This window comes from Burkholderia sp. AW49-1, from assembly GCF_053427845.1.
Genome location: NZ_JBSAXF010000014.1, coordinates 134,132 through 152,600 on the forward strand (window position 1 = coordinate 134,132; position 18,469 = coordinate 152,600).

The following is an 18,469-nucleotide window of genomic DNA, read 5'->3' on the forward strand; positions in this document are numbered from 1 at the left end:
TGGTGGATCGGATGGCGACGGCGTCGCGCGTGCCCGCAATTCTAGCGGATGCGGGGGGCCGGCAGTGGGCGACACGATGCGCGGACCGGCAGCGGACGAGCGTCGAGGCGCGGCCGGTGAGGGCGCCGCGGACGGATGCGAGCGGTGCCGCCCGCATCCGCCATGAAAAACGGCCGCCCCGAAGGGCGGCCGTGCGATGCGGCGAAACGGGCCTGACGCGTTACAGCGCCATGTCGGCCGATGCCTTCGCGGGGCGCGCCGGGGCGGTGCCCGTCGCCTTCGACGGCGCCGTCAGGTCGATCTTCGGCGGCGGCGAGAGCTGCAGCACGTCGCTCGTGTAGGTCCATTCCTCGACGACCTTCGCCGGGCTGTCGTTCAGCTTCGTGCCGTAGCTCGGCACGATCTGGCGGATCTTCTGCTGCCATTCGGGCGTCGCGACCTTGTCCTTGAACACCTTCTGCATCAGGTTCAGCATGATCGGCGCGGCCGTGGACGCACCCGGCGATGCGCCGAGCAGGCCCGCGATGCTGCCGTCCTGCGAGCTGACGATCTCGGTGCCGAGCTTCAGCACGCCGCCCTTCTTCGGGTCGCGCTTGATGATCTGCACGCGCTGGCCGGCCTGCCACAGGCGCCAGTCTTCCTTCTTCGCGTCCGGGAAATATTCCTTCAGCGCGTTGAAGCGGTCGTCGTCGGACAGCATCAGCTGGCCGGCGAGGTACTGGACGAGAGGGAATTCGTCGACGCCCACGCGCATCATCGGCGCGACGTTGTGCAGGTTGGTGCTTTTCGCGAGGTCGAAGTACGAGCCGTTCTTCAGGAACTTGGTCGAGAAGGTCGCGAACGGCCCGAACAGGATGATCTTCTTGCCGTCGATGATGCGCGTGTCGAGGTGCGGCACCGACATCGGCGGCGAGCCGACCGACGCCTTGCCGTACGCTTTCGCGAGGTGGCGCTTCACGACCTCGGGGTTGTCGGTCACGAGGAACGAGCCGCCGACCGGGAACGCGCCGTAGTCCTTCGCCTCGGGGATGCCCGACGCCTGCAGCAGGTGCAGCGCACCGCCGCCCGCGCCGATGAACACGAATTTCGCGTCGACGGCCTGCGGCGGTTCATCCGAATGCAGCTTCACCCACGACACGTGCCACGTCCCGTCCGCGTTGCGCGAGATCTCGCGCACTTCGCTCGACAGCGACAGCGTGAAGTTCGGCTGCGTCTTCAGGTAGCCGACGAACTGGCGCGTGATCTCGCCGAAGTTCACGTCGGTGCCGATCGGCGTCCACGTCGCCGCGACCTTCTGGTTGCGGTCGCGGCCTTCCATCATCAGCGGCACCCACTGCTTGATCTGGTCGTGGTCTTCCGAATACTGCATCCCGCGGAACAGCGGGCTCGCCTGCAGCGCGTCGTAGCGCTTCTTCAGAAAGCGGACGTTGTCGTCGCCCCACACGAAGCTCATGTGCGGCGTCGAGTTAATGAACGAGCGCGGGTTCTTCAGCACGCCCTGCCGCACCTGCCAGGCCCAGAACTGGCGCGAGATCTGGAACGACTCGTTGATCTCGATCGCCTTCGAGATGTCGATCCTGCCGTCCGCCTTCTCCGGCGTGTAGTTCAGTTCCGCGAGCGCCGAGTGGCCGGTGCCCGCGTTGTTCCAGCCGTTCGAGCTTTCCAGCGCGACGCCGTCGAGGCGTTCGACCATCGTCATCGACCAGTCAGGCTGAAGCTCGTGCAGCCACACGCCGAGCGTCGAGCTCATGATGCCGCCGCCCACCAGCAGGACGTCGACCTTCTTCGTATCGGCGGCATGCGCGGACGACGCCGCGACGCACAGCGCGAGCGCCGACAGTATTACCCGTAACGTTTTGATCACAGCAGATCCCTTTTTCAACTTGGATGCATCGGTTTGCCATGCCGCCCGGCCGATGCGGGTTCGCGTTCGGCCCGCGCATCCGGAGATCCGGACCGCGAATCCGGAATTCCGGACCGGCCGCGTTCGCCGTTGCATTTGCGCACGCGAAGCCGTTGCGAAGGACACCTTCGGATCGACTTCATGAAGTCACGCAATCGCATGATTCACGGTGGTGCCGGGCGCGCGCGGGCCCGTGCCGCAGGCCTCGCCGGACGGCGCTTCAGGCCGCGTCGAAAGAGGTCGCGCGCAATGCGTTTCGCGGGGCGGGATGGCAAGGGGCGCGTAATATAACCGAACTCGATTGCCGTGTCGCACGCGCGGAATATCCCTGTTTTCGTGGGGTTTTTTGCGTGTCCGGGTTTCCGGAACGACGGTGCGCGGAACGGGAAAAACGGCGGGGACGGAAGGGGCCACGACGCGCGCGATATCGATACTTCAACTGGAACGCGGCGTTGCACCGCGATCCGGTTCCGATCACTTCATCACTTCGATGAACCGTTTCGGCAGAACTGCTCGTAACCCTGCGCCGAATTCGCAAAGCCGTGAGCCTTCGCGAGTTCCCACGGACGCTCGCATAGCTGCGTGCGTTCGCACCATGCGTAACCGGCCGAGCCGATGCAGCCGTGCGCATCGCGATCGCCGCCGACGACCGGCGGCGCGGCCTGAGCTGTTTGCGCGGTCTGCGAGGCCCGTGTGTCCGGCCCGGCGACATCGGGCGGGAGAGGCGAAGCCGGCGGAGTCGCGCACGCGCCCAATGCAAGCGCGCAGGCGATCATGGCGGCAAGCGACGCGGACGAAATCAAATGCTTCATACGGTAGCGCTCCATGGGATGAGGTTCGACGGCGGATGCCCGCGAACGGGCGCTTCAACGATCCGATCACGCATCCGGCACCGGCACGCGCGACGAGAACTTGACCTCGCGCAGCGCGAGGCTCGACTGGATCGACGACACGCCGGCCTGCTTCCTCAGCACGCGTTCGACGAATTCCGCATACGCGTCCAGATCGGTTGCGACGACCTGCAGGATGTAGTCGGCCGCGCCGGTGATCTTGTGGCACGAGGTCACTTCGTCGTGACGCCGCATCACGTCCTCGAAGTGGTCCGAATCCTGGTCCGAATGCATGTTGAACGTGACCTGCACGAACGCGAACACGTTCATCCCGAGCGCGCGGCGGTCCAGGTTCGCCTGGTAGCCGGTGATCACGCCTTCGTCCTCGAGCCGCTTGCGCCGCCGCCAGCACGGCGTGACGCTCAGCGACAGCCGTTCGCCTAGCGTCGCGTTGGACAGCGCGCCGTCTTCCTGCAGCAGGCGGAGCATCGCGCGGTCGACGCCGTCCAGTTCCACCGAAGCGCGATTTTTGCTCATTCCATGGTCTCCGTAGGCAGTTTTCTCAAAATTGTAGGAAACGGAGAGGTGAAAAGCAAAGTTATTGCCGCCCGGTGTCAATAGACTGTTGCCACCCCCTTGAAGCGTTCACTGCAACGGTCAACCATGCTCACGGTCTACAGCAGCGATCACCATCTGCATCGCGGCGTCGAACTGAAGGACGGCGCGATCACCGATTCGTTCGAGAACCCCCTTCGCGCCGAGACGGTGCTCGCGCGCGTCCGCGCGGCCGGCCTCGGCGACGTGATCGCGCCGCGCGCGTTCGACCGCGCGTGCTATGCCGGCGCGCACAGCGCGCGCTATGTCGACTTCCTCGCCGGCGCCTGGGACGAATGGACCGCGACCGGCCGCACCTGCCAGGCGTTGCCGCTCGTGTGGCCGGTGCGCGCGATGCCGTCGGCCGCAACGCTGCCCGACTTCATCGACGGCAAGCTCGGCTTCTTCGCGATGGATGCCGGCGCGCCGATCAACGCCGGTACGTGGGACGCGGTGAGCGCGAGCGCGAATTCGGCGCTCACCGGCGCCGACCTGCTGTCGAACGGCGGCGCGCGCGCGGCGTTCGCGCTGTGCCGCCCGCCCGGCCACCATGCGGGCCGCGAGTACATGGGCGGCTACTGCTACCTGAACAACGCGGCGATCGCCGCGCAGCATGGCATCGCGAGCGGTGCGGCGCGCGTCGCGGTGCTCGACGTCGACTTCCACCACGGCAACGGCACGCAGGACATCTTCTACGAGCGGTCGGACGTGCTGTTCGCGTCGCTGCACGGCGAGCCGGCAGTGTCGTACCCGTACTTCTCCGGCTACGCGGACGAGCGCGGCGCGGGTGCGGGCGAAGGCTTCAACCTGAACCTGCCGCTGCCGAAGGGCACGCGGTGGGACACCTACGCGGCGGCGCTCGGCCAGGCCGCCGCCGCGATCGCGAGGCACGCGCCGGACCTGCTCGTCGTGTCGCTCGGCGTCGACACGTTCGAGCACGATCCAATCAGCCATTTCAAGCTGCGCTCGCCGGACTACCTGCGGATCGGCGAGGCGCTCGCGCGCCTGAACGTGCCGACGCTGTTCGTGATGGAGGGCGGCTACATGGTCGAGGAAATCGGTATCAACGCGGTGAACGTGCTGCTCGGCTTCGAAGGGCGCGCGTGACCGCATCGCTTCGCCTGCAATCAACGACGGTCCCGATCACGAACCAATAGCGACAAGGAAGGAGACGAACATGAATCGACATCGGAAGAACACGGCATGCGCGACCGCGGCCGCGCTGGCGTGCGCATTGCCTGCGTGGTCCGCGCACGCGGACGGCATCGTGCGCATCGGGCACGTCGCGCCGCTGACCGGCGCGATCGCGCACCTCGGCAAGGACAGCGAGAACGGCGCGCGGCTCGCGGTCGAGGAGATCAACGCGAAGGGGCTCGTGATCGGCGGCAGGAAAGTCACGCTGCAGCTCGACGCGCAGGACGACGCGGGCGACCCGCGCACCGCGACGCAGGTCGCGCAGCGGCTCGTCGACGACAAGGTGATCGGCGTCGTCGGCCATCACAACTCGGGCACGTCGATTCCGGCGTCGCGCGTCTATCGCGATGGCGGCGTCGTGCAGATCTCGCAGGCCGCGACCAACCCGACGTACACGCAGCAGGGCTTCAGGACGACCTATCGCGTGGTCGCGACCGATGCCCAGCAAGGACCCGCGCTGGCGATGTATGCCGCGAAGAACATGGGCATCGGGACGGTGGCCGTGGTCGACGATTCGACCGCGTACGGGCAGGGCCTGGCGACCGAGTTCGAGAAGGCGGCGAAGTCGGCCGGGATGAAGATCATTTCGCGCGACGCGACCAACGACAAGGCGATCGACTTCCGCGCGATCCTCACGAAGATCAAGGGCGAGAACCCCGACGCGATCATGTACGGCGGGATGGACGCGACCGGCGGCCCGCTCGCGAAGCAGGCGCGCCAGCTCGGCATACGCGCGAAGATTCTCGCCGGCGACGGCGTGTGCTCGACCGACCTGCCGAAGCTCGCGGGCCCGGCATCGGACAACGTCGTGTGCTCGGAAGCCGGCATCGCGCTCGAGAAGATGCCGGGCGGCGCGGCGTTCGTGAAGCGTTACGACGCGCGCTATCACCAGCCGATGCAGGTGTATGCGCCGTTCTCGTACGACGCGGTGTACATCATCGTCGACGCGATGAAGCGCGCGAACTCGACGGATCCGGCGAAGGTGCTCGCCGCGATGCCGGCGACCGACTATCGCGGCGTGATCGGCGAAACGAGCTTCACGCCGCAAGGCGATCTGAAGCACGGCGCGATCTCGGTGTTCACGTACAAGAGCGGCAGGAAGGCGCTGCTCGATATCGTGAGGATGTGACGAAGGCGGGGCGCACGGCGCTGCGCGGCATGCGCGCCCGGTTGCGTCGCGATGCGCGTTACGACGCCCGCACGCGGCGCGGGTCGGCCGGGCGCTGCTGTTCGGCGTCGTGCACGATGTGCAGCTCGCGCGTGCGGATCGGCAGTGCGCAGTCCGCCTCGGCAAGCGTCTTGCGCACCTGGCGCGCGAGGCGCCAGCGCATCGCCCAGAACGTGTCGGGGTGCGTCCATACGCGGATGTTCGCGATTGCCGTGCTGTCGTCGAAACGCATCACCATCACGTCCGGTGCGGGATCCTGCAGAACGTCGGGATCGGCTTCCGCCAGCGCGCGCAGCGCGTCGAGTGCACGATCGATGTCGTCGTGCACGGACACTTCCACTTCGAGATCGAGACGCCGCGTCGGATTGCGCGTGTAGTTGCGGATCGCGCTGCCCCACAGCGCGCTGTTCGGCACGTATTCGCAGATGCCGTCCGGCTTCGTCAGCCGCGTCATGAAGAGCCCGACCTCTTCCACCGTCCCGGCGACGCTCGAGCCGCCGTCGATGAAGTCGCCCACCTTGAATGGACGCAGCAGCAACAGCATGATGCCGGCCGCGATGTTCTGCATCGTGCCCTGCAGCGCGAGCCCGATCGCGAGGCCGGCCGCGCCGAGCACCGCGACGACGCTCGCGGTTTCGATGCCGAGCTGCGACAGCGCGCCGACGATCGCGACGATGCGGATGCCCCACACGGCGACGTCGCAGAGGATCGGCCGCAGCGTGTCGTCGACGCGCTCCTTGTTCGCGAGCAGCCGGTTCAGCCAGTTGCCGATGCGTTTCGACAACCACCAGCCCGCGACGAGCAGCGCGAGGGCGGCGCAGAGCCTGAGCGAGAGCGTGGACAACGCGTTCCACAGGAACGTCCAGCGTTCCGGATGAAGATGATCGAGAAACATGACGGGATTCCGGGTTGAGGGCGGAAGGCGCGCGGCGGGCACCGGCGTTCGTCATTGTCGGACAGGCATGCGCTCGCGCGTCGGCAGCCCTCGACTGTACACGCCATGCGGGTTTTCGCGCGAACGCATGGGTGACGGCACGCGATTTCCGGTTTCGCGGCCAGCGCGTTGCGGCGGTGTGGTTTTCCGCGGAAACGGCCTCGTCGGATGCCCGTGCTGCGACTTCGGCCGCACGTGGCGCATGCGGCCGTGCCACCCCGCGCCGTCGGGCAGCGTCGATGCGCGTCGCCACGCCGGACGGCGTGGCGAACATCAACAGGATCGAGCTACTTAGCCCAGCGGCCAGTTCAGGATCGCGATGCCGTCGTTGTAGTCGCCGTCCGTGCCGTCTTCCGAGCCGACGAGCCCGAAGTAGGTCTTCTTGAAGATGTCGACCTGGCGCGAGCCGATCTTCGACGGCTTGCCGTTCGCCGTCACGACCACGCGCACCTTCCCCTTGCCCGAGTTCACGATCTGCGTGTTCAGGTTCGCGTCCTGCGTGCCGGCGCCCTGGAACGTCGCGGCCGGTTTCGGGTTGTCGTCGACATAGACTTCGATCGTCTGCTGCGCGGCCGAATTGACCAGCGCCGTCACGCCGAACGCGATGTTCGGCGGCAGGTTGAAGATGCCGTCGCGCTCGCCGCCGCCAGTGGTCGTCGGTTCCGGCTGCGCGGGTTGCGGCGTCGCCTTCGAGAAGTAATTGACCACCGCGCCGACACCGAACTTCGCCGCCGCGCCGGGCAGGACGCCGGGCGCGCCGGCCCACGTCACCGTGCACGCGATCACCTGGCCCGCCGCATCGGCCTTCACCTTGTTCTGCCAGCTGCCGACGTCGAAGCTGTACGGGATGGTCGCGATGTCGACGAACACGTCGTATTGCGGCAGTTTTTCCACGAGTTGCGCGGTCATGAACTGACGCATCCGGTCGAGCACCGCTTGATCGCCGTTCGCCTGTACGGCGGTTGCGTCGTTGCCGGCGAGCTGCAGAAGCGCATACAGGTCGTCGTGGGTAAAGGGTTGTGTCATGTCGTCCTCGTCTTGATGGATTAGTCTTGCGTGACGCGGCCGGCGAGCGGATCTCGCCGTGTCGTGCGTGACGCGGCGCGCGGGACAGTCGATGGTGGCCCGCACGGATCGCAATGCGCGGTTGGCTCCGTCGTCGTTGCGATCGGGAACGCGGCGCGCCGGAGATACCGCGCCGCGAATTCTCGTCAGCGTTCGGCCGTCAGCCGATCGGCCATTGCAGCACGACGATGCCGTCGTTGTAGTCGCTGTCGTGACCGTCTTCCGACACGACGATTCCGAAGTTGACCGTGAACGGCGAGCCGTCCGATTTCTTGCCGGTGATCGGCGCGAGGCGGGCATCGGTGGCCGATGTCTTGCCGTTGACCGTCACTTCGAAGCGGAGCTTGCCGTTGCCCGAATTCAGCGTGGCTTCACGCGGGCCGTCGCGCGTGGTCAGCTTGTGATAAGCGGCGGGCTCCTTGCTGTCGCCGATGAACAGCTTGATGTGCTGTTGCTCGGCGGCATTCGCGAAGAAAATCGCGCGGAAGTCGGTGTTCGGCGGAATCGAAAACTCGCCGGCGCGATTCGAGGACGTTTGAGAGTCAGCCATGCTTGCCTCCTGAAGGTCTGTGGATAATGCCTTTTGTGCGTCGCGCAAACGTTTGCTGTTTCAAACGCGACCCAGCCAGCATGGCGAAAAATAAATAAAAAAATATTCGATCGGGAATGGAAATTGTTCAGAAAATCGGAGATCGAAACAGTTCGATTTAAAGATGTGTATTTAATCGAATATGGTTCTAAATATCCGCGAAATGATTTCGCCGCGCGTCACGCTTTTTTGAATAATGAATGGTGCGGGTGGGAATGGCGGGAGGGTCGGGCTTCGGTGCCCGTCGGAACGGGCCGATTTATTCCTTCGATGTTGCGATGCGCTCGCCTGATACACCTGACAGGCGATTAATTTCGAGATTAGGGGTATCGTGCACGGAGCGCGGGCGCTCCATATTCGGCGGCTTTTATTCAATCGGCCCCTTGCCGGGCCCTCACGAGGACAGTGCGATGACGAAACCCGATAGTCTGAAAGGCGAGATCAAGGGGCAGGCGCAGGACGCAGACCGCCACAACCTGGCGCGGCCCGCGGTGAATGGCGCGTTGTGGGCGCGCGGCCTGACGACGCAACGCGTGGCCGACCTGTTCAGAACCCTGCCGGGCCTCCCGGGGCACTGGATGCAGCTGCAAAACGAAGTCAACGCAGGGAATCGCTATTTCTACGGCGTCCAGAACGGCCACCAGACGACCGACGAAGGGAAGGAATTGATCCGCTGGATCGCCGACGCGGTGGTCAGCGCCGCGCAGCGGGCGGGATTCGATTTTCCGTTGCAGCAGCTTCGGTTCACGGCCGACACGGGGTGGTTGAAGCTTCAGCGCGTGTCGGGGCGCGTGATGGTGTTGTCGAGGCCGTAAGCGTGGCGGGTGGTTGTCGATGTGCCGGCATGTCGTGGGGCACGTCAGCCGCGGCAGCGGGAACGCGCGCTGCCACCGACGGGATCACTGACCGAAGCGCTGCGCCACGGCGTCTTTCAACCGCGCGGCGGTGATCTCGCCCATGTGCGATTCGACGAGTTCGCCCTTCGCATCGAAGAACAGCGTCGTGGGCAGTCCGCGCGACCCGTACGCATGCATCGCACGCAACGGCGGATCGAGCAGCACGTTGTCGAAGCGCAGCCCCTGCTGTCCGAGGAATGCGCGCACCGCCTGCGCGTTTTCACCCTGGTTGAGCATCAGCACCGTGATGCCGGGATGCTCGCGCTGCGCCTCTTCGAGGATCGGCATTTCGCGCCGGCAAGGCGCGCACCACGTTGCCCACAAGTTCACGACGACCGGCTTGCCGGCAAAGCGTTGCGGCAGCACGGGTGTCGAATCGAGCGCTTCGAGCTGCATCGCGGCGAACGGCGGCGCGGTGCGTTGCAGTGTCGCCAGCGTGCCTTGCGCGATGCCCCATGCGGCAAGGCCCGCGACGATGCCGGCTGCCACCGGACGGCGCAGCGCGGGCAGGCGGCGCAGCCGCCACCCGGCGAACACCAGCGCGGCGGCGACGCCAATGCGCCAGTCGAAGCCGCCGTCGCCCAGCGCGATGATGGACCGTGGCGCCGCTGCATATTCGCGCCACCATTGCGCGACATAGCCGATGCGCGCGGCGACCAGCCCGAGCAGCAGCACGTCGAGGATCAGGCTCGACGCGGTCTTGTGCTGGCCGTCGGGCGGGCGGCGCTGGATGAAGCGGGCGACGAGCCACGCCAGCAGCGCGGCGGCGGCTACCGCGACGACGCGGATCGAGAAGGGACCGATGCTCAACATGGGAAGAAAAAGGTGCGGGGGTCGTGGATCGACCGGTGAAGGCGATACCGTACCGGTCATGTGGCGTTTCGACCCTGCGCGACGTATGCGGGTTCCCGTTGCGAGCTCGCGACATGCGTCGCCCTGCGCGCGGATCGCACGCCGAGTACGAGAATTCAGGACGACGTTGCTTTCGTCGAAGCGCCTCGAAGCATCAGGTCGACTGACGATCGCGCAGCACCGGTAATTACTGCCTGTTTCCGACGGAACCGGGCGATGCGCCGCCGAGCCGGTACGCGGTGAAGAACTCGTACCACGGCGAACCCTGACCGACCGGCACGCCAAGTGCCGACGTCCGCTGCTTCAATGCCGCGAACACATCGTCGATACGCGCGGCCTGCGCGGCATCGCTGAACGGACGCGGCTTCGCCCTGCCGGCCGCGAACGCGCCGTACGCGATCGCGAGCAGGCGCGCGCTGTCGTCGATCGAGAGGATCGACTCGCTGATCGCTTCGACGAAGCGTGGTCGATCCGCTTCGCGGGACGCGGCGATGCACTGGAACACGATCGCCGACACTTCATGCAGGTCGTTCGCGCGCAGCAATGCCGGCAGGCGTGCGGCGATCCGGTCGGCCGGTTCCTCATGCAGCGCGGCGCCGAAGTCGAGCACGGCGGCCATCGGGTTGCCGTCCTGCTTGACGCGATCGAGCGCAGATGCGGACGCGGCGGCCGCTGCTTGCGCGTCGTCGCCGGACGCGGCGCGCAGCACGTCCGCCACCTGCTGCCGCCACTCCGGAAAGATCATCCGCACGTTGCCGAACTGCTCGCCGCCTTTCGCGGCCGGATTCCAGCGGTAGACGATCGTGCCGCCGTGAATGAACGGCGAATACAGATGCTCGGGCGTTTGCGGCAGCGGCCGCCGGTTGATGGGCAGCCACGCGAGCGTCAGCCAGTCGTAGCGGCCGGTGGCGGGTACCGACGGGCTCGAACTCGCGACGACCTGCCAGGTGCCGCGGTTCGCATAACGCCGGCGCGCGTCGGGCACCGCGACGGTTTGCTGTTTCGCGGTATCGAAGTAGGTCGTGCCGGTCACGTTTTCGCCGCTGTCCGGGGCCGGCGTGAGGGTGGCGATGACCCACGCTGCACCGTCGGCCGAACGATAGTCCGACGGCCGCAGCGTGGCGACGTCGTGCACCATGCGCGTTTCGGCGGCGACGGGGCTCGGCGGAAGATGGGCGGGACCGGCGACGATACTCGGCATGGACATTCCTCGGAATCGGGTGCGTATCGACGGACGCGAACCGAACGTGAAAGTGGGTGGCGCCGCATGTCGTCTCTCGTAACTGTAGAACGCCGCCGCCGGAAACGGAAACCGGCCGCGGCAGCCCCAACTCGCGCAACGCGCTCACGCGCACCGACGCTTCGGCTTACCATGCGCATCCAGGGCCAGCACGACGCACACCGATCGGGAGCGCACATGACCGACACGAAAGCCATTACCGAACACTGGACGCACGTCGCCGACCAATGGATCGCCTGGGCCGGCAGGCCGGGTCACGATGCGTTCTGGAAGTATCGCGAGGGGTTGGCGGCTTACCTCGGACGCGGCAGCGGCCATGCACTGGAAATCGGCAGTGGCGAGGGTCGCGTGAGCCGCGAGCTGAAGGCGCTCGGCTACGACGTGACCGCGAGCGACGCGGTGCCCGCGATGCTCGACGCCGCCCGTCGCGCGGATTCCGCGCACCGCTACGTACTCGCCGATGCGGCATCGCTGCCATTCGACCCGGCAAGCTTCGATGTCGTGATGGCGTACAACGTGCTGATGGACCTCGACGACATGGCTGCCGCGTTGCGCGAGGCGCGCCGCGTGCTGAAGCCGGGCGGGCTGCTGTTCGTGTCGCTCGTGCATCCGTTCCGCGATCGCGGCCGTTTCGCGGGGCCGCAGCCCGACGCGCCGTTCGTGCTCGAAGGCACGTATTTCGGCAGCGAGCATTTCGAAGGCGTGGAAACGCGCGACGGGTTGTCGATGCATTTCGCGGGCTGGTCGCTGCCGCTGCAGGCCTACATGGATGCGCTGGAGGCAGCCGGCTTCGCGATCGTGTCGCTGCGCGAGCCGCCGCCCGACCGCGCCGACACGGACACGCTGAAGCAGTGGTCGCGCGTGCCGCTGTTCCTGTGGATCAAGGCGCGGCCGCTGGCATGAACCCGCCGCCGCGCCCCCGCTTGCGGCCCCCTCAGCGCGGCAAAACCTTCCGGTAGATCACGAATCCGGTTTTTCCCGCGACGGTGTCGTAGAGCCGCATCGCCGTGTGATTCGTCTCGTGCGTCTGCCAGTACACGCGTTCGGCGCGTTGCGCCTGCGCGGCGTCGTACACGGCTTCGATCAACGCGCGGCCCACGCCCTTGCCGCGTTCGCTCTCGAGCGTGAAAAGATCCTGCAGATAGCAGGTCGGCCCGATCAGCGTCGTGCTCCGGTGATACAGGAAATGCACGAGCCCGACGAGCCGGCCGTCGCGTTCCGCGACGCGCGCATGCACGGGCTCGTAGCCATCGAAGAAGCGCGACCATGTGAGCTGCGTGATCTCGTGCGGCAGCGCGGTGTCGCCGAAGCGGCCGTAGAAGCGGTTGTAGCCCTCCCACAGCGGTAGCCAGTTGTCGAAATCGTCTTCCTGCACGGGGCGTACGGTCAGGCCGGTGTCGGTAGCGTTCATGGTCGCGAACCTTTCGAGGATGGATGAAACGAAGCGTTGCCGGCGCGGCCGGAAACGAGAACGGACATCCACGATAAAAAGTTCGTGGCACCATGTGTAGACCCATGACATTCCCACATTCTGGAGCCACGATGGATTACGCGGTGCTGCTGTCGACCTTCGAGCGCGAGGCGGGGCCGCACGCGGTCACGCGGATGTCGCGGCAGCAGCGGCTGTACGCGTGTCTGCGCGATGCGATCCTGAGCGGCCGCATCGCCGAAGGCGCGCGGCTTGCCGCCTCGCGCACGCTGGCCGACGAACTCGGCATCGCGCGCAACTCGGTGCTGTACGCGTACGAGCGGCTCGCGTCGGAAGGGTTCGTGACCGGCACGCGGCAGGGCACGGTGGTCGCCCGGATGGGTTTGCGCGGGTCGCGGATCGCCGCCGCGGCGCCCGCCGGCGATGCGGCGATGCTGTCGCGGCGCGTCGCGCAGGCGGAGCGCGCGACGAGCGGCCTCGACGAATCGCTGCCGTTCATGCCGGGCGTGCCGGCCGTCGACGAATTTCCGCTCGCGCAGTGGCGGCGCTGCGTCGAACGCGCATGGCGCGCGGCGGGGCCGGCGCAGCTCGGCTATCAATCGGCGGAAGGCGACGCGGTGCTGCGCGACGCGATCGCCGGTTATCTGCGTGCATCGCGCGGCGTGCGTTGCGACGCCGCGCAGGTGATCGTCACCGACGGCACGCAGGGCGCGCTCGACCTGTGCGCCCGCGCGCTGGCGGACGCGGGCGACGTCGCATGGATCGAGAACCCGGGCTACCACGGTGCGCGCAATGCGTTTCTCGCGGCCGACCTGCGCGTCGAGCCGATCGGCGTCGATGCGCAGGGGCTGGCGCCGCATCCGGACGACTGGCGCGATCGTCCGCCGAAGCTCGTCTACATCACGCCGTCGCACCAGTATCCGCTCGGCGCGGTGATGAGCCTCGAACGGCGGCTCGCGCTCGTCGCGCAGGCGCGCGCGGCCGGCGCATGGATCGTCGAGGACGACTACGACAGCGAGTTTCGCCACCACGGCACGCCGCACGCGGCCGTGCAGGGGCTCGCGGACGACGCGCCGGTGATCTACCTCGGCACGTTCAGCAAGGTGATGTTTCCGGCGTTGCGGCTCGGCTTCATGGTGGTGCCGCCCACGCTCGCGCAGCCGCTGCGCGACGCGGCGGGCGCGCTGATGTTGCAGGGTCGCGCGGTCGAGCAGCGCGCGCTCGCGGATTTCATCGAGGCCGGGCATTTCACGCGCCACCTGCGGCGCATGCGCCGCGTGTACGCCGAGCGGCGCGATGCGCTGCACGACGCGCTGGTGCGGCGATTGAGCACGCGGCTGACGGTGTCGGGCGGCGCGGGCGGCATGCATCTTTCCGCGCGGCTCGACGTGCCGGTGGCGGACACGGAGCTGAGCCGCGTCGCGCAGGCGCACGGGCTGATCTTGCGGCCGCTGTCGTCGTTCTGCCTGCCGGGCACCGCGCACGGCTACAACGGGCTCGTGCTCGGCTACGGCGGCGTGCCGGCCGAGCGGATGGACGCGCTCGCGCGGCGGATCGGCGAGATGATCGACCGCGCGCTGGCCGGGCGGTGACGCCGGATGCGGCGCGGTAGCAGATGACCCGGCTTCCAGCACGATAGCGAACGCGGAGAATCCCGGAAGTGGTTGCCCACGTTTCGTCATTTAGCTAATATTCGAAACGTCAAACGAGGCCGAACCATGGACGACGTCACCCGCATCAGCGCACTGGCCAACGAAAGCCGTCTGGCCGTGATGCGCTGGCTCAAGCAGCCGCGCAAGCATTTCCCGCCGCAGCCGCATGGCGACTTCGACGAACTCGGCGTGTGCTGCACGTACATCACCGAGAAGCTCGGCATCGCACCGGCCACGACCACGCGCCACATGCGCATCCTCGCGGATGCCGGGCTCGTGCAGGCGACGCGCGTCGGCAAGTTCACGTACTACAAGCGGATCGACGATGCGCTGCATCGGTTGGGCCGCGATCTCCTGCAACTCTGATCTTCACAGAGGCAAACGACATGGATGAACTCGCCCTGCTGGCCGACGCCGACCGGCGCGCGCACGCGTATCTCGCAGCAGCCGGCGAACGGCGCGCGTATCCCGATGCGGCCGCGCTCGCCGGTCTTGCGGCCTTCGACGAACCGCTGCCCGATACGGGCCGCCCGGCCGACGACGTGTTGCGCCTGCTCGACGAGCGCGGCACGCCCGCGACCGTCGCATCGAACGGCCCGAACTACTTCGGCTTCGTGATCGGCGCGACGCTGCCGGCCGCGGCGGCGGCCGAGCGGCTGATGCTTGCGTGGGACCAGTGCGCGTCGTCGTTTGCGAATTCGCCGGTGGCCGCGACGATCGAGCGGCAGGCCGCGCGCTGGGTCGTCGACGTGCTCGGGCTGCCGGAGGGCAGCGCGGTCGGCTTCGGCACGAGCGCGACGGCCTGCACGCTGGTCGCGCTGGTCGCCGCGCGGCGTGCGCTGCTTGCGCGCAAGGGCTGGGATGTCGACGAAGCAGGCCTGATCGGCGCGCCCGAGGTGAAGGTCGTGCTCTCCGAGCTCGCGCACATCACGGTGAAGAAGGCGCTGCGCGTGCTCGGCTTCGGGATGAAGCGCCTGATCGTCGCGCCGGTCGACCCGCACGGCCGCATCGATCCCGCGCAATTGCCGCCGCTCGACGACATGACGATCCTCTGCGTGCAGGCCGGCGAAGTGAACACCGGCGAATTCGATCCGTTCGCGGCGCTGGTTCCGCGCGCGAAGGCCGCCGGCGCGTGGGTGCACGTGGACGGCGCGTTCGGGCTGTGGGCGCGCGCGTCGTCGAAGCGCGCGCTGACCGACGGCATCGACGGCGCGGACAGCTGGACCACCGACGGCCACAAGTGGCTCAACACGCCGTACGACGGCGCGATGGTGATCTGCCGCGACGCGGCCGCGCTCGCGACCGCGATGAACAGCGATGCCGTCTACCTGAGCGGCGCGCAGGACGCGCAGAAGAACCTCAACCTTGAATTCTCGCGGCGGGCGCGCGGCATTCCGGTGTGGGCCGCGCTGCGCGTGCTCGGCCGCGCCGGTGTGGCGACGCTGGTCGAGCGGCATTGCGCGCAGGCCCAGCGCGTCGCCGACGGCCTGCGCGCGGCCGGCTACGACGTGCTGAACCGCGTCGTGCTGAACCAGGTGCTCGTGCGCGCCGGCACCGACGACGAGACGATCGCGATCCTTCAGGCCGCGCAGGATTCGGGCGACGTCTGGTTCGGGCAGACCGTATGGCAGGGGCGGCCGGCGTTCCGGATCAGCGTGTCGTCGTGGCGCACGGAGGACGAACACATCGATCGCCTCGTCGCCTTGCTGACAAAGCTGCGCGGCGTGCACGTGAGCTGAGCGACGTCACGCGGTAGCGGTGGACGAGGATCGTGCCGGCGATCTCGTCCGCATGAAAATGTCGGACAATAGCGCGGCATGCACGCCGCGCCCGCCCGGGCGGCGCGTTCAACCGCTGCATTGACGCCGACGAGATCCCCATGTCCACGACACCTCCCCGGGAACTGCTGAAAGCCGCCGACATCGCGAAAATGGAACCGACCCGCGCGGTGCATTCGCTCAATCCCAACGCCGTTCGCCTCAAACGACAGCTCGGCGATCTGACCGGCCTCACGCAGATCGGCGCGCATCTGCTGACGCTGATGCCCGGCCACGAATCGGCCGAGTATCACCGCCACCTGTACGAGGAGGAATGCGTGTACGTGCTGTCCGGCACCGGCGCGGTCACGATCGGCGAACGCACGTGCGAAATCGGGCCGGGCGACTTTCTCGGCTTCCCGCGCGGCGGCGATGCGCACACATTGCAGAACACCGGCGACGTGCCGCTGGAACTGTTCGTCCTCGGCCAGCGCCTCGAACACGACGTCTGCGAATACCCGAGAATCGGCAAGCGGCTTTACATCGCGGGCGAGCTCGAGGATTTCGTCGACTTGCCGAAACGGCCGTAGACGGCACGCATCCGCATCGGCCGCCGTCATGCTTATGATGCGGGAACGCCACTGACAGGATTCCACGCCATGGACGCGCCGCATCCGCCGATGAATGCCCCGGTCTCCGAAACGGAACCTGAAACCGAAACCGTCACCGAGCCGCGCGCGTCGCGCGTGCAGCGGCCCGTCGCGCTCGTCACCGGATCGACGTCGGGAATCGGCGCGGCCATCGCGCGACGGCTGGCGGCGGACGGTTACGCCGTGATCCTGCATTCGCGCAGTTCCGCCGAAACCGGTCGCGCGATGGCGCGCGAACTCGGCGCGGCCTACGTGCAGGCCGATCTCGCCGACGATGCGCAGCGCGTGCGACTGATCCGCGACGCGGTGGCGGTGCACGGCCGCCTCGACGTGCTGGTGAACAACGCGGGCGTCAGCCGTGTGATTCCGCATGACGATCTCGCCGCCGCGACGCCCGACGTGTGGCGCGAGATGCACGAGATCAACGTGATCGCGCCGTTCCGGCTCGTCGCCGAAGCGCAGCCGGCGCTGCTCGAAGCGGCGTCGAGCGGGCGCGCCGGGTGCGTGATCAACGTCAGCTCGCATGCGGGCGTGCGGCCGAAGGGCGCGTCGATTCCGTATGCGGCGGCGAAGGCCGCGCTCAATCACACGACGCGCTTGCTGGCGCGCACGCTCGCGCCGGCGATTCGCGTCAATGCGGTGGCGCCGGGGCTCGTCGATACGCCGCTGACCGCCGACTGGACCGACGCGCAGCAGCTCTGGCGCGAGCGCGCGCCGATGCGCCGCGCGGCGACGCCGGACGACGTCGCGCAGACGGTCGCGATGCTCGTCGCGTCCGATTACGTGACGGGCGAGATCGTGATGCTCGACGGGGGATTGAACCTGACGTGACCGCGGACGGGCGATGCGGGCGGCGCGGCGGGGAGGCGCGGCGGCGTTGTGCCGGGGCGATGCGCGCCGACAGCGAAGCCGCCGGCCGGTATCACCTCCGAGGTCAGCCGAGGTTCGACCGCAGCCGCGCGAGCGCGTGGTCGTGCGTGCGTTCGAACTTCAGCGGCGTGACCGCGATGTAGCCTTCGCCGAGCGCGAGCGTTTCCGAATCCGCATCGTCGTCGCGCGGTGCGCGCGCCAGTTTCAGCCAGTGGTATTCGATGTCGCGCGGATCGCGCCCCGACACGATTTCGACGCCCTGAAGCGTGCCGGCGCCCTGGTTCGTCACCTTCAGGCCGCGCACGTCGTCGGCCGGGCGCGCCGGGAAATTCACGTTGAGGCATGCGTCGCTGTCCCAGCCGGCAGCGACCAGCCGGCGAATCACGTCCGGCGCATGCGTGAGCGCCGTGGTCCACGGCACCGCGTTGCGGTCGCTGAACGCCTGGCTCAGCGCGATCGCCGGCACGCCGACCAGCATGCTCGTCATCGCGGCGCCGACGGTGCCCGAGAACACCGTTTCGGTGCCGAGGTTCGCGCCGCGATTCACGCCGGACAGCACGACGTCGGGCCGTGATTCCTTCATCAGGTGGCTGACCGCGATCGCGACGCAATCGCCCGGCGTGCCGCGCACGGCGAAGCGGCGTTCGCCCTTGCGATGCACGCGCAGCGGTTCGTGCAGGCTCAGCGAATGCGACGTGCCGCTCTGGTCTTCCGCCGGGGCGACGATCCAGACTTCGCGTGCCAGTTGCGTGGCGACCTGTTCGAGCACTTCAAGGCCGGGTGCGTCGAATCCATCGTCGTTGGTGAGCAGGACGCGGTCGAACAGCGGGCGGGTTTCTTGCATCG

General features: G+C 67.7%; 19 protein-coding genes. 9 read left to right on the forward strand and 10 right to left on the reverse strand.

What is annotated here, in order from left to right; translation table 11 throughout:
• Window positions 1–220: 220 nt before the first annotated feature.
• The 3 genes from mqo to ACV22W_RS21565 all read right to left on the reverse strand — a co-directional run bounded on the left by mqo (window position 221) and on the right by ACV22W_RS21565 (window position 3,270).
• Window positions 221–1,882 (reverse strand): malate dehydrogenase (quinone), encoded by a 1,662-nt coding sequence (mqo, locus tag ACV22W_RS21555; protein ID WP_448021595.1) that lies wholly within the window; start codon window positions 1,880–1,882, stop codon window positions 221–223.
• Between the two features lie 503 nt (window positions 1,883–2,385).
• The gene (locus ACV22W_RS21560; protein WP_448021597.1) at window positions 2,386–2,715 is read right to left on the reverse strand and encodes a hypothetical protein; all 330 of its coding nucleotides are present in this window, start codon (window positions 2,713–2,715) and stop codon (window positions 2,386–2,388) included.
• Between the two features lie 66 nt (window positions 2,716–2,781).
• Window positions 2,782–3,270 carry an Lrp/AsnC family transcriptional regulator gene (locus ACV22W_RS21565; RefSeq protein WP_057926304.1) on the reverse strand — a complete coding sequence of 163 codons (489 nt, stop codon included), beginning with the start codon at window positions 3,268–3,270 and terminating at the stop codon, window positions 2,782–2,784.
• 126 nt (window positions 3,271–3,396) lie between these two features.
• On the opposite strand from ACV22W_RS21565, the gene ACV22W_RS21570 reads away from it, so the two are divergent.
• Together ACV22W_RS21570 and ACV22W_RS21575 are read left to right on the forward strand one after the other, a co-directional pair.
• Window positions 3,397–4,434, forward strand: a complete 1,038-nt coding sequence (locus ACV22W_RS21570; RefSeq protein ID WP_448021599.1) for a histone deacetylase family protein — start codon at window positions 3,397–3,399, stop codon at window positions 4,432–4,434.
• A 70-nt stretch (window positions 4,435–4,504) separates the two neighbouring features.
• Window positions 4,505–5,650 (forward strand): branched-chain amino acid ABC transporter substrate-binding protein, encoded by a 1,146-nt coding sequence (locus tag ACV22W_RS21575; protein ID WP_448021604.1) that lies wholly within the window; start codon window positions 4,505–4,507, stop codon window positions 5,648–5,650.
• 58 nt (window positions 5,651–5,708) lie between these two features.
• Here the strand turns inward: ACV22W_RS21575 and ACV22W_RS21580 are convergent, their stop codons facing one another.
• From ACV22W_RS21580 to ACV22W_RS21590, 3 genes are all read right to left on the reverse strand, one after another.
• Window positions 5,709–6,584, reverse strand: coding sequence for a mechanosensitive ion channel family protein (locus ACV22W_RS21580; RefSeq protein ID WP_448021606.1), 876 nt, complete (start codon window positions 6,582–6,584; stop codon window positions 5,709–5,711).
• A 330-nt stretch (window positions 6,585–6,914) separates the two neighbouring features.
• Window positions 6,915–7,649 carry a fucose-binding lectin II gene (locus tag ACV22W_RS21585; RefSeq protein ID WP_124903207.1) on the reverse strand — a complete coding sequence of 245 codons (735 nt, stop codon included), beginning with the start codon at window positions 7,647–7,649 and terminating at the stop codon, window positions 6,915–6,917.
• A 199-nt stretch (window positions 7,650–7,848) separates the two neighbouring features.
• Window positions 7,849–8,238 carry a fucose-binding lectin II gene (locus ACV22W_RS21590; protein ID WP_059533655.1) on the reverse strand — a complete coding sequence of 130 codons (390 nt, stop codon included), beginning with the start codon at window positions 8,236–8,238 and terminating at the stop codon, window positions 7,849–7,851.
• 449 nt (window positions 8,239–8,687) lie between these two features.
• On the opposite strand from ACV22W_RS21590, the gene ACV22W_RS21595 reads away from it, so the two are divergent.
• Window positions 8,688–9,092 carry a peptide ABC transporter ATPase gene (locus ACV22W_RS21595; RefSeq protein ID WP_448021608.1) on the forward strand — a complete coding sequence of 135 codons (405 nt, stop codon included), beginning with the start codon at window positions 8,688–8,690 and terminating at the stop codon, window positions 9,090–9,092.
• 84 nt (window positions 9,093–9,176) lie between these two features.
• Here ACV22W_RS21595 and ACV22W_RS21600 read toward each other — a convergent pair whose 3' ends face one another.
• Together ACV22W_RS21600 and ACV22W_RS21605 are read right to left on the reverse strand one after the other, a co-directional pair.
• Window positions 9,177–9,986 (reverse strand): TlpA family protein disulfide reductase, encoded by an 810-nt coding sequence (locus ACV22W_RS21600; RefSeq protein ID WP_448021610.1) that lies wholly within the window; start codon window positions 9,984–9,986, stop codon window positions 9,177–9,179.
• 226 nt (window positions 9,987–10,212) lie between these two features.
• Window positions 10,213–11,226, reverse strand: a complete 1,014-nt coding sequence (locus ACV22W_RS21605; protein WP_448021612.1) for a hypothetical protein — start codon at window positions 11,224–11,226, stop codon at window positions 10,213–10,215.
• Window positions 11,227–11,442: 216 nt separating this feature from the next.
• On the opposite strand from ACV22W_RS21605, the gene ACV22W_RS21610 reads away from it, so the two are divergent.
• Window positions 11,443–12,168 (forward strand): methyltransferase domain-containing protein, encoded by a 726-nt coding sequence (locus ACV22W_RS21610; RefSeq protein ID WP_448021613.1) that lies wholly within the window; start codon window positions 11,443–11,445, stop codon window positions 12,166–12,168.
• Window positions 12,169–12,199: 31 nt separating this feature from the next.
• Here ACV22W_RS21610 and ACV22W_RS21615 read toward each other — a convergent pair whose 3' ends face one another.
• Entirely contained in the window at window positions 12,200–12,676 is a 477-nt protein-coding gene (locus ACV22W_RS21615) for an N-acetyltransferase family protein (RefSeq protein ID WP_448021614.1), read from the reverse strand.
• 131 nt (window positions 12,677–12,807) lie between these two features.
• Here ACV22W_RS21615 and pdxR point away from each other — a divergent pair, with 131 nt between their 5' ends.
• The 5 genes from pdxR (at window position 12,808) to ACV22W_RS21640 (ending at window position 17,584) form a co-directional block, all read left to right on the forward strand.
• Window positions 12,808–14,286: a MocR-like pyridoxine biosynthesis transcription factor PdxR gene (pdxR, locus tag ACV22W_RS21620; RefSeq protein ID WP_448021616.1), complete on the forward strand. Its 1,479-nt coding sequence runs from the start codon at window positions 12,808–12,810 to the stop codon at window positions 14,284–14,286.
• Between the two features lie 126 nt (window positions 14,287–14,412).
• Window positions 14,413–14,712 carry an ArsR/SmtB family transcription factor gene (locus ACV22W_RS21625; RefSeq protein WP_059533672.1) on the forward strand — a complete coding sequence of 100 codons (300 nt, stop codon included), beginning with the start codon at window positions 14,413–14,415 and terminating at the stop codon, window positions 14,710–14,712.
• A gap of 20 nt (window positions 14,713–14,732) precedes the next feature.
• Window positions 14,733–16,085, forward strand: coding sequence for a pyridoxal phosphate-dependent decarboxylase family protein (locus ACV22W_RS21630; protein ID WP_448021618.1), 1,353 nt, complete (start codon window positions 14,733–14,735; stop codon window positions 16,083–16,085).
• A 140-nt stretch (window positions 16,086–16,225) separates the two neighbouring features.
• Entirely contained in the window at window positions 16,226–16,693 is a 468-nt protein-coding gene (locus tag ACV22W_RS21635; protein WP_448021621.1) for a cupin domain-containing protein, read from the forward strand.
• 69 nt (window positions 16,694–16,762) lie between these two features.
• Entirely contained in the window at window positions 16,763–17,584 is an 822-nt protein-coding gene (locus ACV22W_RS21640; protein WP_322040610.1) for an SDR family NAD(P)-dependent oxidoreductase, read from the forward strand.
• A 103-nt stretch (window positions 17,585–17,687) separates the two neighbouring features.
• On the opposite strand, the gene surE is transcribed toward ACV22W_RS21640, so the two are convergent.
• The gene (gene surE / locus ACV22W_RS21645; RefSeq protein WP_448021623.1) at window positions 17,688–18,467 is read right to left on the reverse strand and encodes a 5'/3'-nucleotidase SurE; all 780 of its coding nucleotides are present in this window, start codon (window positions 18,465–18,467) and stop codon (window positions 17,688–17,690) included.
• Between the last annotated feature and the right edge of the window lie 2 nt (window positions 18,468–18,469).

What these genes read in the sequence shown, in the direction of transcription:
- ACV22W_RS21635 (WP_448021621.1), top strand. Translation starts at nt 16,226, where the DNA reads ATGTCCACGACACCTCCCCGGGAACTGCTGAAAGCCGCCGACATCGCG.
- ACV22W_RS21625 (WP_059533672.1), top strand. Translation starts at nt 14,413, where the DNA reads ATGGACGACGTCACCCGCATCAGCGCACTGGCCAACGAAAGCCGTCTG.
- ACV22W_RS21630 (WP_448021618.1), top strand. Translation starts at nt 14,733, where the DNA reads ATGGATGAACTCGCCCTGCTGGCCGACGCCGACCGGCGCGCGCACGCG.
- ACV22W_RS21590 (WP_059533655.1), bottom strand. Translation starts at nt 8,238, where the DNA reads ATGGCTGACTCTCAAACGTCCTCGAATCGCGCCGGCGAGTTTTCGATT.
- ACV22W_RS21570 (WP_448021599.1), top strand. Translation starts at nt 3,397, where the DNA reads ATGCTCACGGTCTACAGCAGCGATCACCATCTGCATCGCGGCGTCGAA.
- ACV22W_RS21565 (WP_057926304.1), bottom strand. Translation starts at nt 3,270, where the DNA reads ATGAGCAAAAATCGCGCTTCGGTGGAACTGGACGGCGTCGACCGCGCG.
- pdxR (WP_448021616.1), top strand. Translation starts at nt 12,808, where the DNA reads ATGGATTACGCGGTGCTGCTGTCGACCTTCGAGCGCGAGGCGGGGCCG.
- ACV22W_RS21610 (WP_448021613.1), top strand. Translation starts at nt 11,443, where the DNA reads ATGACCGACACGAAAGCCATTACCGAACACTGGACGCACGTCGCCGAC.
- ACV22W_RS21595 (WP_448021608.1), top strand. Translation starts at nt 8,688, where the DNA reads ATGACGAAACCCGATAGTCTGAAAGGCGAGATCAAGGGGCAGGCGCAG.
- ACV22W_RS21560 (WP_448021597.1), bottom strand. Translation starts at nt 2,715, where the DNA reads ATGAAGCATTTGATTTCGTCCGCGTCGCTTGCCGCCATGATCGCCTGC.
- ACV22W_RS21600 (WP_448021610.1), bottom strand. Translation starts at nt 9,986, where the DNA reads ATGTTGAGCATCGGTCCCTTCTCGATCCGCGTCGTCGCGGTAGCCGCC.
- surE (WP_448021623.1), bottom strand. Translation starts at nt 18,467, where the DNA reads ATGCAAGAAACCCGCCCGCTGTTCGACCGCGTCCTGCTCACCAACGAC.
- ACV22W_RS21585 (WP_124903207.1), bottom strand. Translation starts at nt 7,649, where the DNA reads ATGACACAACCCTTTACCCACGACGACCTGTATGCGCTTCTGCAGCTC.
- ACV22W_RS21575 (WP_448021604.1), top strand. Translation starts at nt 4,505, where the DNA reads ATGAATCGACATCGGAAGAACACGGCATGCGCGACCGCGGCCGCGCTG.
- ACV22W_RS21580 (WP_448021606.1), bottom strand. Translation starts at nt 6,584, where the DNA reads ATGTTTCTCGATCATCTTCATCCGGAACGCTGGACGTTCCTGTGGAAC.
- ACV22W_RS21605 (WP_448021612.1), bottom strand. Translation starts at nt 11,226, where the DNA reads ATGCCGAGTATCGTCGCCGGTCCCGCCCATCTTCCGCCGAGCCCCGTC.
- ACV22W_RS21640 (WP_322040610.1), top strand. Translation starts at nt 16,763, where the DNA reads ATGGACGCGCCGCATCCGCCGATGAATGCCCCGGTCTCCGAAACGGAA.
- ACV22W_RS21615 (WP_448021614.1), bottom strand. Translation starts at nt 12,676, where the DNA reads ATGAACGCTACCGACACCGGCCTGACCGTACGCCCCGTGCAGGAAGAC.